The sequence below is a fragment of the Thiohalophilus sp. genome (assembly GCF_046483665.1).
Taxonomy (GTDB): domain Bacteria; phylum Pseudomonadota; class Gammaproteobacteria; order UBA6429; family Thiohalophilaceae; genus Thiohalophilus.
In genome coordinates this window covers 61,178-73,113 of sequence record NZ_JAWOCR010000016.1, presented here as the reverse complement: position 1 = coordinate 73,113, position 11,936 = coordinate 61,178, and the positions used below count along the sequence as shown (strand labels likewise).

Here is an 11,936-nt window from a genome sequence, read left to right as displayed (position 1 = left end):
TTGATCGACGAAATCGGTTTGCAGCTGCCCAGCCGGAATGTGTTTCATTCGATCATCGCCCGCGCCATCGAAACCTGCCATGCCTTCGAGGAAGCCATACGTCTGCTGGATAACTATCAAATACCTTCGCAAAGCGCTGAATTCATCGAACCGAAGGCCGGCACCGGTTACGGCTGTACCGAAGCCCCGCGTGGCATACTCTGGCATCGCTATGATCTGGATGAAGAAGGCATGGTGCTCAGATCCCGTATTGTCCCGCCCACCAGTCAGAACCAGGCGCGCATCGAAGAGGATTTGTTCCAGTCGTTATCAAGTTACGGCCTGCAACATGCCGATGCTGAACTGCGCTTGCGCGCCGAAAGCGTCATCCGCAATTACGACCCCTGCATCTCCTGCGCCACCCACTTTCTGAAGATCAAGGTCGATCGCGAGTGAAAGCGTTGTTGATCGCCGGCATCGGTTCACCCTTTGGTGCCGATCAGCTGGGCTGGCACGTCGTCGATAATCTAAAGAAAAAAAAGGATGCTGATGGGGCATTGCAGGACTGCACGTTCCTCAAACTGGATCGCCCCGGCCCTGGCCTGATTGAAAGCCTGCAGGGATACGCACGGGTGATCCTGATCGACGCGTTGCAGGCGGGCAAGCCACGCGGGACGCTGGTGCGGCTGGATGCCGAGCAGATCAGTGAACAGACTGCGGGCCTGTCGAGTCATAACTTCGGTGTTGCCGAAGCCATTGCCCTGGGCCGGGCCATGGGACAGCTGCCACAGGAGCTCGTGCTGTTCGGGCTGGATGCGGGGGAAAGCCCGGATGTGGCTTTTGAAACCAGTGAGACAAAACAGCTTGTTGAGCGGGTCGTGCGTGAGTTGAGTGAAAGGGGACAATTTATTCCCTACCCTGCAAGGGGAGGGTGAGGGAGATGTCGTTGTGGGAGGCGACTCTTGCGGGTTCACCCTGCTTATCTAAAGGTTCGCCCTGCGGGCGAGCTGAAATTTGAAAGCGGGCTCTCGCGCCCGCACGGCGAGTTCATTTCTTTATTACGCGATAAAGAAACGAACCAAAGAAACCGCGCCCGAAAGACACCGCCGTTTCAGCCATTTCCAATGGCTGAAACGGTTCCCTGCGCTTCTCGCTCCAGTCGGGCTCGCCCGACGGTACGTCCGTGTGCCGACGGGCGAGTGCGCGCTTCCATGCGCGCACCCTTCGGGCTGTTCCTCCTTGCTCTGCGATGCTCGGCGGCGTCTGACGGGACTACAACCGGCCAGGGATAGTAGGGGAAACCCTGATATGTCAGCAAAACAAGGTGGTGCTAAGCTCGAAAACCCACTTCCTCCCTGCTACGATTATGGGTGATTTCTGTAATATCTGGAGCCGGGTCCGGGATAGCCAAACATGTGTCTAACTAACTGTTATGCGATCAAGGAAGAAGGGATGACAGTGTAATATGCCAACAATACTCAAGATTGGGCCCTATCGGTTCTTTTTCTATAGTAATGAAAGAGGGGAGCCGCCCCATATTTATATACAAAGAGAACAGTTTCTTGCTAAATTTTGGTTAAACCCTGTTGCGTTGGCAGGGTCAAAGCGGTTTGCATCGCACGAACTGCGAACGATACACAAGCATATTGATGAAAACAGGAAAATATTCCTGGAGGCGTGGAATGAGCACATTAGCAGTTGAAACACATCCTTTGGCTCAGAGTGTCGAGTTTACAGACGATGATCTAATCGTGTCATTGGTTGATGGGCGAAAGATTACAGTCCCATTAGTTTGGTTTCCGCGTTTATCCGAAGCCGCGAAAACTCAATTAGAGAACTATGAGCTTCTGGGTGATGGTGAAGGTATCCATTGGCCGGAGATAGATGAAGACCTGAGTGTGGCCGGATTGCTGCGCGGAAATGACCAGCAGTCATAAAAGTCTTCAAGGTCAGGTCTTGCGTTTTGAATTTCAGGAAGCAAAAGACAAGAACTGGCCCCCGAAAGGTCTGAGATTGCAGATCCGTCAGGGTCAGAGCCCTTTTTCTTTCCAGGGAGTGGGAAAGATGGTCTTTTCCCTTGTCGAGAAAGTCAACAAAACAGGAGAAGCAGGAGATGAGTAAAACATGGTTATTGTTTGCAGCCGCAGCAATGCTGTCGGGTTCGGCGGTTGCCGCTGAAAACGAATCTGGCGTTATTACCCCGAATCTGGACAAGGGTACCAGGGTTCTTGAAGGTGCAGGGTACTTCGATGTGATGGGAGATAAATTACATATTCAGCTCGCCTACGGTCAGTTCGTCGCCGATGGAATCGAGGTTGCCGTGGTTGCTGGGTTACGCGACGACGAACGCTACATGAGCACCGAACTGGGTGCCCGTGCCGAGTACAACCTCATCCTTGATTCGGCTCTTGTGCCATTTCTGAGCGCCGGTGTTGTCTGGGCCGATGTCGAAGCCGACGATAGCGGTCTCGACAACGACGCTGCCGTATTTTCGGTCGGTGGTGGCATGAAGTACTTCATCCGTGACGACGTCGCTCTTGCCGTGGACGGCAGCTACCTTTTTGCTTCGAATGATATCTACGTCGATAGTGATGACGGAGAATTGCAGGATGACGAATTCCGTATCCTCTTCAGCGTTCGTTCCTACTTCGACTAATCGATGTTCCACACCAGAAAAAAAGGTGTCGGAGGGATAAAAAAATGAGCAATTATCAAGGTTGACTAAAATTAAATCCCTCCGGCACCTTTTCTTGGGAGAGGAGCCTTGCGCAAAGAATTTTTTATGCCTGCGATCATCGCTATGCGCTATAACCCATCGATTGTTGAGCTAAACCAGAGACTGACTGAGGCGGGCAAATCGAAAATAGCGTTAGTCGGTGCATCTATGCGAAAACTCATTCGCATCATCTATGGTGTTTTGAAAAAAGAAGTACCGTATGATGCGAATTATGCTTGACAGGGAAGACGGCATCTGGCCCCCAAGACTTCGTTCAGGAAGCAAGAGAGAAGACCTGATCCCGAAAAATGGTTGTTATTTGCGGCGTTATGTGAATAAAGCGAGATCGTAGAATGGATTTTACGCCAATCATCAACCAAATAGTCGGTGCTCTTTGGTATCTGGTACCAATAGCGATCCTTGCAGGTATTCTTAAGTCCCCTTGGTTTAAAGGTGTGGTCGGAGAGTTTATCGTCAATTTTTCTGCGAGATTGCTACTGGACAAAGGAAAATACCATCTAATCAAGAATGTGACCCTGCCAACAGAAGATGGAAGTACGCAGATTGATCACATCATCGTTTCAGAATTTGGCATATTCGTGGTTGAAACAAAGAACATGAAAGGCTGGATATTTGGGAGTCCTAATCAGAAAACATGGACTCAGAAGATCTATAAATATTCAAACAAATTCCAGAATCCGTTGCATCAGAACTATAAGCATGTAAAAACCCTTGAGTCATTGTTGGACCTGGATGAACAGCAAGTGCATTCTGTAATTGTTTTTGTAGGAGATAGCGTTTTTAAAACCGATATGCCTGAAAATGTAACCTTTGGCGGAGGCTATGCGAGGTATATCAAATCAAAGAAAACCCAAGTTTTAACGGAATCGCAAGTAATAGGAATCGCAAGAAAAATAGAACAAGGAAGGCTTACGCCATCATTTAAAACAAATCGTGAACATGTTAGGCATGTAAAAACTATCGTTGCTGATAAAGAGTAAGCAAGTTAAAGGGGGCAAAGCCCTTATCGGGAACCAGAGAACATCGGCTATCCTGATTTATCGATCATTTTCTATGTAAAATTTGCCAGGGATAGCCTGATCGGGCGGGGCATCGCCCCGCCCCCCGGTTTTTGCCCGCCGGCGGAGCCTATTCCCAGCGTTTTTTGCTGGCGATCATCACCCCGAGGAACATGCCGACCACGGCTAGCACCGATTCCAGTGAGAGGGTAGAGAAGCCGGTCAGCCCCTGGCCGACGTTGCAGCCGTAGGCGACCGTAGCGCCGATGCCCATCAGTGCCGCACCCAGAATCGAACTGCCCAGCTTGCCGCCGGGGATCGGGGTGAAGCGGAACTGGCCGCGCAGCAAGCTGTAGACAAAGCCGATGACTGCCAGCCCGATGACAAAGGAGACGGCATAGGAGAGGCGGGGGGTGTCGCCGGCGATGACCAGCATGCCGATGCGGGACATGGGGCCGGAGGCAGTGATGCCCGAGGGGGCTCTGGGGTCGAAATCATCAAAGGCCAGCACGCCGGTCACGTACCAGCTGGCCACCGTGATCAGGCCAATGATACCGCCGGCGATCAGCAGGGAGATCTGTCCGCCCCGCTTCCAGCGCAGGGCGATGTAGGTGGCCAGGGCCCCGCCGATGACCAGCAGCACCAGCCAGCCGGGCAGGCCCAGCATGGGGGCGATGCCGGCGTCACCGGAGGTCAGATCAATCGCGGTCAGGCCGGTGAGCCACAGCCGTACCGACTCCAGCAGGCCGAACTGGGTGATGGTGGCGAAGATGATGAAGACCGACAGCACCAGCAGGGCGCGCAGATCGCCACCGGCGGCGTTGACGAAGACCCGCGCGGCATCCTGCCCGCCCAGGCTGGCGCCGATACCGAACAGCAGACCCCCGAGCAGGACACCCAGCCAGTCGAATTGCGCATTGCGATAGCCGGCACTGGCAATATCTACCGTGCCGGTCGTCTCCAGCCAGTATGTGCCGACGATGGCCACCAGCATCGCCGTCGCCACAGCCAGCTGCTGGCGGTGACTGGATTCACGAAACACGTTGCGCACGGCCTGCATCATGTCCAGATCGAAGTGCCGGGCAACCAGCCCGTAGATCAGCCCGGCCAGCAGGCCGCCGGCGATCAGATAATTAGTGACATCCTCGAACATGCTCTCCTCCCTCGGTGGTGTTTTTATTCTGGCCCTGAATGTTACCCAATTCGTCCTGATGACACCATCATGGGCAGGGAAATAGAGCGAAAAATCATTATCAGCTTTGTGTTATCCCCTGTGTGATAACAAACAGTGGAGCTGTTACCGGGCTCATCGTCCCGAGGTTTCACCTCTGTGGTAACAGGGGTAGAATGACTGTTCGTTTTTGATCCATAACCTCTATTTGCAGGGGCTATTTATTTATTCCCTGCCCCTATTGATGGTTCCGTATGAGCGACAGCGCTGCACAACACACTATACCGGCTATTCGCAAAAAACTGATTCGCCGCTTCAAGGCGCTGTTGCCCGCCGAACAGGTGTTATACAGCGAGGAGGATCTGCATCCGTATGAATGCGACGGGCTGTCCGCCTATCGCAAGTTACCGCTGGCGGTGGTGTTGCCCGATACTATCGAGCAGGTCCAGACCATTTTAAAAGCCTGCAGTGAATTCGATGTGCCGGTCGTGGCGCGCGGGGCCGGCACCGGTCTGTCGGGCGGGGCCCTGCCGCACGAGCAGGGTGTGTTACTGAGCCTGGCGCGGTTTAACCAGATCTTGCAGGTTGATCCCGAGCAGCGTATAGCGCGGGTACAACCGGGGGTGCGTAACCTGGCAATTTCCGAGGCGGTGGCACAGCACGGTCTTTATTATGCGCCCGATCCTTCCTCGCAGATCGCCTGCAGCATCGGGGGCAACGTGGCCGAGAATGCCGGTGGCGTGCATTGTCTGAAATACGGTCTGACTGTGCACAATATTCAGCAACTGAAACTGATTACCATCGATGGCGAGCTGCTGACCATCGGCGGCAGCGGACTGGATGCGGCGGGTTATGATCTACTGGCGCTGATGACCGGCTCCGAAGGCATGCTCGGGGTGATCGTGGAAGTGACCGTGAAGTTACTGCCCAAACCCGATCGCGCCCAGGTGATACTGGCGGCCTTCGATGACGTGGTCAAAGCCGGTCAGGCGGTGGGCAACATCATCTCCGCCGGAATCATTCCCGCCGGACTGGAGATGATGGATAAACTGGCCATCCAGGCCGCCGAGGATTTCGTGCATGCCGGTTACCCGGTCAGCGCCGAAGCGATCCTGTTGTGTGAACTTGATGGCACCAACGAGGAAGTCTCGGCCCATGTCTACCAGGTGCGTGAGATATTGAATCACAGTGGTGCCACCGAGGTGCGTACCGCAAGCAATGATGCCGAACGCATGAATTTCTGGAAGGGCCGCAAGGCGGCATTCCCGGCGGTGGGGCGCCTCTCGCCTGATTACTATTGCATGGACGGTACCATTCCGCGCAAGCACCTGCCCGAAGTGTTATGCAAGATCGCCGGGTTATCTGCAGAGTATGAATTGCCGGTGGCCAATGTGTTTCATGCCGGCGACGGCAACCTGCATCCGTTGATCCTGTACGATGCCAATAAACCCGGCGAGCTGGAACGCACCGAAGAATTCGGTGGCAAGATACTGGAGTTGTGTGTGGAAGTTGGCGGCACCATCACCGGCGAACACGGCGTGGGCATGGAGAAGATCAACCAGATGTGCGTGCAATTCGATGCGCTGGAGCTGACCCAGTTTCATGCGATCAAAAATGCCTTCGATCCCAGGGGCCTGCTCAATCCCGGCAAAGCGGTTCCCACCCTGCATCGTTGCGCCGAGTTCGGCGCCATGCATGTGCACCACGGGGAACTGCCGTTTCCCGAGCTGGATCGGTTCTGATTCATGGCCGACATCAGCGAACAGTTACAACAGCAGGTGCAAAGTGCCCTGGAACACCATCAGCCGCTGGCGATTCGCGGCAGCAACAGCAAGTCCTTCTATGGACATGCTGTATCGGGGACGCCGCTTGAGACAGGCGGCCACACGGGTATCGTGACTTACGAGCCGACCGAGCTGGTGCTGACCGCACGCGCCGGGACGCCGCTGGAAATCATTGAACAAACCCTGGCGAAACAGGGCCAGATGCTGGCCTTCGAGCCGCCGCATTTTGGCGCAGGAGCCACGCTGGGCGGCACCGTGGCCTGCAACTTTTCCGGTCCGCGCCGGGCTACAGCCGGTGCGGCACGCGATTTTGTCCTCGGTTGCAAACTGATTAACGGCCGGGGCGAGCTACTGCACTTCGGTGGCGAGGTGATGAAAAACGTCGCCGGTTACGATGTCTCGCGATTGATGGCCGGCGCGCTGGGGACACTGGGCGTGTTGCTCGAAGTCTCGCTCAAGGTATTGCCCCGTCCCGAGGGCGAGCAAACCCTGGTCCAGGAGTGCTCAGAAGAGAGTGCGATTAAACGCATGAACCAGTGGGCGCAGCAGTCCTTGCCCATCTCGGCGACCTGTTACGACGGCGTGAGTCTCTATGTGCGCCTGTGTGGCACCGCAGGCACTATCGCCGCCGCGCGCAAGTTGATCGGCGGGGAGGAAGTGCCGCCAACCCGGACCTGGTGGCACAAACTCAAGGAACAGCAGCACGCCTTTTTCTCCGGCGACAAACCGCTGTGGCGTCTGTCCCTGGCCTCTACCACGCCGCCTGTTCCGTTAAAAGGAAAGTGGCTATATGAATGGGGCGGGGCACAACGCTGGCTGGTCGCCGACGAGCCGGCGGAGCGAATTCGCCAGACCGCGGAAAAAGCCGGTGGTCACGCGACACTTTATCGCGGCGAGTCCGGCGACCTGGAGGTCTTTCATCCGTTACCCGCGGGGCTGATGAAACTGCAGCGCAATTTAAAACAGGCTTTCGATCCCAGGGGGATATTTAATCCGGGGCGGATGTATAAGGAAATCTAAGTTGGCAGAGGGCAGTCGGCAGTTATAAATCGGAAGTCGGAAGTCGGAAGTCGGAAGTCGGAAGTCGGAAGTCGGAAATCGGAAATCGGAAATCGGAAATCGGAAATCGGTAAGAATGGCGTATTAAAGACATCAGTGAGTGATCTATTAAAGAGGCCTCGTAACTCGTCCCTCGTCCCTCGTCACTGTCCAGGGATGCAACAGACCAGGCAAAGGCAACCATGCAGACGAATCTGAGCCAACAGTTCCTGAATACCCCCCAGGGCCGGGAAGCCAATGACATCCTGCGTGCCTGCGTGCATTGCGGTTTCTGTACTGCCACTTGTCCGACCTATCAATTGCTGGGCGATGAACTGGACGGACCACGCGGACGGATTTATCTAATCAAGCAGGCGTTAGAGGAGAACGAGGTTACCCACAAAACCCAGCAACACCTGGATCGTTGTCTGACCTGCCGGGCCTGCGAGACCACCTGTCCTTCCGGCGTGCGTTACGGTCGGCTGGTGGAAATCGGTCGTGAGCGGGTGGAAGAAAAAGTTTCCCGTGGCAAATTAGAAACCCTGCAACGCTGGTTGTTGCGCAAGGTGGTCCCTTATCCAAAACGCTTTGCGCCGTTGGTCAGAGCCGGTAATCTTTTCAGGAACGTCATGCCGGCTGCGCTACGCAATCAGATACCGACACTGCAAACCCCCATATCGAGGCCCGGGCAAACGCATGCGCGCAAGATGCTGGTACTCGAGGGCTGCGTGCAGAGTGTTTCCACCCCCAATACCAATGCCGCCGCTGCACGGGTGCTGGACAGGCTCGGTGTCGAACTTGTCAGCGCCGAGCGAGCGGGATGTTGCGGCGCCGTCAGTCATCATCTTTCCGCAGCGGAAGAGGGGCTGGATTTCATGCGCAACAACATCGCCGCCTGGTGGCCGCATATTGAAGCGGGAGCGGAGGCGATTGTGATCACCGCCAGCGGCTGTGGTGCCATGGTCAAGGAATACGGCGAGCTGTTAAAGCATGATCCGACCTACGCCAAACAGGCCGCCCGGGTCAGTGAGCTGGCCAAAGATATCAGTGAAGTCATGCGTGACGAGGATCTGTCACAACTGGACAACAAGTCCGACTATAACAAGGTTGCCTTCCATAGTCCCTGTACCCTGCAGCACGGCCAGCAGATCAACGGCGTGGTGGAAGGTATACTGCTAAATGCCGGCTTCACTCTTACTGAAGTCCCCGATCCCCATCTGTGTTGCGGCTCGGCCGGCACTTACTCGATTCTCCAGCCGACACTCTCCAACCAGCTGCGCGATAACAAGCTGGTCGCCCTGCAACAGGACGAGCCCGATGTTATCGTCACCGCCAATATCGGCTGCCAGATGCACCTTGCCAGCAAGGCGGGTAGGCCGGTCAGGCACTGGATCGAATTGCTGGATGAGACCGTATAGCCAACCTCGAACGGTTGGTTATGGGCTGTCAGTTCTCTCCGGAATTTACGTCATCTGAAGTCTATCAGCGGATAGAAGGCGATGATTTAATGGTCTGTGTGAGCTTCTATAATTAATGTGATGCTGACATTGTTTAGTCTGATGACATAGGGAGATAGCCAATGAAGCCGCGAATCAGCATGGTCACCCTGGGCGTGCGCGACCTGGAGGCATCAATCCGATTCTACGAACAGGGGCTGGGATTCCCGCGCAGGGAATCCCAGCCGCAAGTCGCCTTCTTCACGCTTAATGGCACGTGGCTGGAATTGTACGGGCGGGAGGCATTGGCACAAGATGCCGGTGTCCCGGCGCAAGGCACTGGCTTTGAAGGCTTCACCCTGGCGCACAACGTACACTCTGAAGCCGAGGTGGATGAAGTTATCCGTCTTGCCGAACAGGCTGTAGCAACGATTACCAGACGATCCGAAAAAGTCTTCTGGGCGGCTATAGCGGTTACTTTCAGGATCCCGATGGCCACCTCTGGGAGGTGGCGCATAACCCGTTGTTCCGGGTGGGGCCGGAAGAGGCGGCCTAAATATACACACTCTTATCTTGAGCCTCCCGGGCGCGTAAAACTGTTATTTCTGAACAGTCTTTGTCAAAATAGTCTTCTCTTCAGCTTGTAACAGGAGAAATCAGGCATGTCGGATCTGTTTGAAGAAAAGTCCCGGGACTGGGATACCAACGAGATGATTACAGCCTTGTCGGTGGGCATCGGGTCGGCCATTGTCGAGCGTATCCCGCTGAGCAGTGACATGTCGGTCATGGACTTTGGTGCCGGTACCGGATTGATCAGCGCGCATATCGCCCCGCACGTGAATAATATTGTGGCGGTGGACGTTTCCGGTTCCATGCTGGAAAAGCTGGCTGCCAAGCCGGAATTGCAGGGCAAGGTAGAGATCTGCTGTCAGGATATTCTCGAAGCTCCTCTGAAGCAGAAGTTTGATCTTATTGTCAGCGCCATGGCCCTGCATCACGTCGAAGACACGGTAAAACTGTTCGGTCGCTTTGCCGACAGCCTCAGGTCAGGCGGTCGGGTCGCCCTGGCCGATCTGGACAGGGAAGATGGGACCTTTCATCCGGCCGATGTGGAAGGCGTCTTCCACCACGGATTCGAGCGTGATGCCCTCGAGTCGTTAATGCGCGAGCAGGGCTTCACCGATATCCGGTTCAGCACCGCCCATGTAGTCAACAAGGAAGAGGCGGATTACCCCGTTTTTCTGGTGACTGCCAGCTACGGGTGATTTCTGACTGCGTGCTGGTACAGAAAACTCTAAAAGCTTTACCAGAAAAGGCTCGAAGACACGAAGAGAATATTCATATACTTCGAGACTTCGCGCCTTCGTGGTGATAATCAGTGTTATGTCAGGTAGCACTGCGTGCAACCTGACCTGCACTGTTTCTGCCAACTATTTTTTTGTGGGAGGCGATTTCATCGGCGACCAGCCTGCCAGGTTCGACAAGTCGCGGCTGCAAGCCCCACCCACAACAGAGTGTTCCTGTCACTGCTTCTATTAGATAAATGCCCGATAGCGCTTCGCTATCTCGGGCCTACCGACTGCCAACTGGTCTCTAATAACGCACTGGTACAGAAGATTTTAAAAGCTTTACCACGAAGACGCGAAGCCACGAGGAAAACAATTGTTATACTTCGCGCCTTCGTGGTGAAAATCAAACCCGAATAGATGTTTCTCGCCAAGACGCCAAGCCGCAGAGAAATAATTTATTTGTCCTTGGCGTCTTGGCGCCTCTGCGAGATCATTATGGTTTAATTCTTCTTAAATACTTCGAGGCTTCATGTCTTCGTGGTGAAAAAGGTTGATATAAGCCTGTTAGCTACAAACTGCCCGGGCTGGCCTGTTTGCAGTAATCGTTGCCGGTCTCGCATTGCAGTGTGACGTGGTCGATGCCGAAGCGACGGTGCAGTTCGTCGCTGGCCAGTTGCACCAGCGCGTCATCAGCCGGAAATTGCGGGACGACCAGATGTGCGGTGAGTGCGTTTTCGGTGGTGCTCACCGGCCAGATGTGCAAGTCGTGAACTTCGTCGACACCGGGGAGCTGTTTTAAATAAGCTTCAACCTCATGCGGGTCGATCCCTTTGGGAACGGCATCAATGGCCAGGCCGGTGGAATCACGCAGCAGTTCCAGCGTGCTGTAGAGAATGACCAGTGCGATAAGCAGACCAAGCAGGGGATCGACCCACAGCCAGTCGGTAAACATGATGACGACACCGGCGATCACTACGCCAAGCGACACGCCCGCATCGGCGGCCATGTGCAAAAAAGCCGCCTTGATATTCAGATCATGCTTCTGGCCACGGATGAACAGCAGCGCGGTGATGGTATTGATCACCACGCCGATTGCGGCGACGATGATCACGGTCATACCGTCGACCGGTTGCGGATCGGCCAGGCGGCCCACCGCCTCCCAGGCAATTGCGCCCACCGCCACCAGCAACAACATCCCGCTCAACAACGAAGCGAGAATTGTCAATCGACGGAAGCCATAAGTGCGATACGGCGTGGGTTCCTTGCCGGCCAGATAGATAGCGCCCCAGGCCAGCAGCAAGGTCAGCACATCGGAAAGGTTATGTCCGGCGTCGGTGATCAGTGCCAGCGAGTTGCCGAGGAAGCCATAAACAAACTCGATCACCACAAAGATCAGGTTCAGACTGATGCCTATGGCAAAAGCGCGGTTGTAGCTATGCGGGATGTGATGATGTTCATGAGCCATCGTGGCAACTATCTATTTTAAATAGGACGCTGTCAATGC

General features: G+C 54.9%; 14 protein-coding genes and 1 pseudogene. 13 read left to right on the top strand and 2 right to left on the bottom strand.

Annotation, left to right across the window (positions count from 1 at the left end):
• The 8 genes from R6U90_RS04630 to R6U90_RS04595 all read left to right on the top strand — a co-directional run.
• The coding region (locus R6U90_RS04630) for a nickel-dependent hydrogenase large subunit (RefSeq protein ID WP_410351502.1) at positions 1-435 on the top strand (435 nt) is incomplete at its 5' end.
• Positions 432-914, top strand: a complete 483-nt coding sequence (locus R6U90_RS04625) for a hydrogenase maturation protease (protein ID WP_410351501.1) — start codon at positions 432-434, stop codon at positions 912-914. The genes R6U90_RS04630 and R6U90_RS04625, both read left to right, overlap by 4 nt.
• 530 nt (positions 915-1,444) lie before the next feature.
• A complete protein-coding gene (locus R6U90_RS04620) occupies positions 1,445-1,681 on the top strand; it encodes a DUF4160 domain-containing protein (protein ID WP_410351500.1) in 237 nt (78 codons plus the stop codon).
• Positions 1,662-1,916: a DUF2442 domain-containing protein gene (locus R6U90_RS04615; protein WP_410351499.1), complete on the top strand. Its 255-nt coding sequence runs from the start codon at positions 1,662-1,664 to the stop codon at positions 1,914-1,916. Before R6U90_RS04620 ends, R6U90_RS04615 begins: the two co-directional genes overlap by 20 nt.
• On the top strand, positions 1,900-2,100 hold the full coding sequence (locus R6U90_RS04610; protein WP_410351498.1) for a hypothetical protein: 201 nt from the start codon (positions 1,900-1,902) through the stop codon (positions 2,098-2,100). Before R6U90_RS04615 ends, R6U90_RS04610 begins: the two co-directional genes overlap by 17 nt.
• On the top strand, positions 2,093-2,635 hold the full coding sequence (locus R6U90_RS04605) for a hypothetical protein (protein ID WP_410351497.1): 543 nt from the start codon (positions 2,093-2,095) through the stop codon (positions 2,633-2,635). Before R6U90_RS04610 ends, R6U90_RS04605 begins: the two co-directional genes overlap by 8 nt.
• A gap of 108 nt (positions 2,636-2,743) precedes the next feature.
• Positions 2,744-2,935, top strand: coding sequence for a hypothetical protein (locus tag R6U90_RS04600; RefSeq protein WP_410351496.1), 192 nt, complete (start codon positions 2,744-2,746; stop codon positions 2,933-2,935).
• A 113-nt stretch (positions 2,936-3,048) separates the two neighbouring features.
• Positions 3,049-3,696 (top strand): nuclease-related domain-containing protein, encoded by a 648-nt coding sequence (locus tag R6U90_RS04595; RefSeq protein ID WP_410351495.1) that lies wholly within the window; start codon positions 3,049-3,051, stop codon positions 3,694-3,696.
• Positions 3,697-3,844: 148 nt separating this feature from the next.
• Here R6U90_RS04595 and R6U90_RS04590 read toward each other — a convergent pair whose 3' ends face one another.
• Positions 3,845-4,867: a YeeE/YedE family protein gene (locus R6U90_RS04590; RefSeq protein ID WP_410351494.1), complete on the bottom strand. Its 1,023-nt coding sequence runs from the start codon at positions 4,865-4,867 to the stop codon at positions 3,845-3,847.
• Positions 4,868-5,139: 272 nt separating this feature from the next.
• On the opposite strand from R6U90_RS04590, the gene R6U90_RS04585 reads away from it, so the two are divergent.
• The 5 genes and pseudogenes from R6U90_RS04585 to R6U90_RS04565 all read left to right on the top strand — a co-directional run bounded on the left by R6U90_RS04585 (position 5,140) and on the right by R6U90_RS04565 (position 10,408).
• Entirely contained in the window at positions 5,140-6,627 is a 1,488-nt protein-coding gene (locus R6U90_RS04585; RefSeq protein ID WP_410351493.1) for an FAD-linked oxidase C-terminal domain-containing protein, read from the top strand.
• Positions 6,628-6,630: 3 nt separating this feature from the next.
• Complete coding sequence (gene glcE, locus R6U90_RS04580) at positions 6,631-7,689, top strand: glycolate oxidase subunit GlcE (protein WP_410351492.1); 1,059 nt, start codon at positions 6,631-6,633, stop codon at positions 7,687-7,689.
• A 221-nt stretch (positions 7,690-7,910) separates the two neighbouring features.
• Entirely contained in the window at positions 7,911-9,125 is a 1,215-nt protein-coding gene (gene glcF, locus R6U90_RS04575; protein WP_410351491.1) for a glycolate oxidase subunit GlcF, read from the top strand.
• A gap of 161 nt (positions 9,126-9,286) precedes the next feature.
• Positions 9,287-9,699, top strand: a pseudogene (locus R6U90_RS04570) (VOC family protein).
• A 106-nt stretch (positions 9,700-9,805) separates the two neighbouring features.
• Positions 9,806-10,408 carry a class I SAM-dependent DNA methyltransferase gene (locus R6U90_RS04565; RefSeq protein ID WP_410351490.1) on the top strand — a complete coding sequence of 201 codons (603 nt, stop codon included), beginning with the start codon at positions 9,806-9,808 and terminating at the stop codon, positions 10,406-10,408.
• 592 nt (positions 10,409-11,000) lie between these two features.
• Here R6U90_RS04565 and R6U90_RS04560 read toward each other — a convergent pair.
• Positions 11,001-11,897, bottom strand: a complete 897-nt coding sequence (locus R6U90_RS04560; RefSeq protein ID WP_410351489.1) for a cation diffusion facilitator family transporter — start codon at positions 11,895-11,897, stop codon at positions 11,001-11,003.
• Between the last annotated feature and the right edge of the window lie 39 nt (positions 11,898-11,936).

Bases quoted from the DNA above. Each gene is read 5' to 3' on its own strand.
- R6U90_RS04610 (WP_410351498.1), top strand. From the start codon at position 1,900: ATGACCAGCAGTCATAAAAGTCTTCAAGGTCAGGTCTTGCGTTTTGAA.
- R6U90_RS04605 (WP_410351497.1), top strand. From the start codon at position 2,093: ATGAGTAAAACATGGTTATTGTTTGCAGCCGCAGCAATGCTGTCGGGT.
- R6U90_RS04620 (WP_410351500.1), top strand. From the start codon at position 1,445: ATGCCAACAATACTCAAGATTGGGCCCTATCGGTTCTTTTTCTATAGT.
- R6U90_RS04565 (WP_410351490.1), top strand. From the start codon at position 9,806: ATGTCGGATCTGTTTGAAGAAAAGTCCCGGGACTGGGATACCAACGAG.
- R6U90_RS04595 (WP_410351495.1), top strand. From the start codon at position 3,049: ATGGATTTTACGCCAATCATCAACCAAATAGTCGGTGCTCTTTGGTAT.
- R6U90_RS04590 (WP_410351494.1), bottom strand. From the start codon at position 4,867: ATGTTCGAGGATGTCACTAATTATCTGATCGCCGGCGGCCTGCTGGCC.
- glcF (WP_410351491.1), top strand. From the start codon at position 7,911: ATGCAGACGAATCTGAGCCAACAGTTCCTGAATACCCCCCAGGGCCGG.
- R6U90_RS04615 (WP_410351499.1), top strand. From the start codon at position 1,662: ATGAGCACATTAGCAGTTGAAACACATCCTTTGGCTCAGAGTGTCGAG.
- R6U90_RS04585 (WP_410351493.1), top strand. From the start codon at position 5,140: ATGAGCGACAGCGCTGCACAACACACTATACCGGCTATTCGCAAAAAA.
- glcE (WP_410351492.1), top strand. From the start codon at position 6,631: ATGGCCGACATCAGCGAACAGTTACAACAGCAGGTGCAAAGTGCCCTG.
- R6U90_RS04560 (WP_410351489.1), bottom strand. From the start codon at position 11,897: ATGGCTCATGAACATCATCACATCCCGCATAGCTACAACCGCGCTTTT.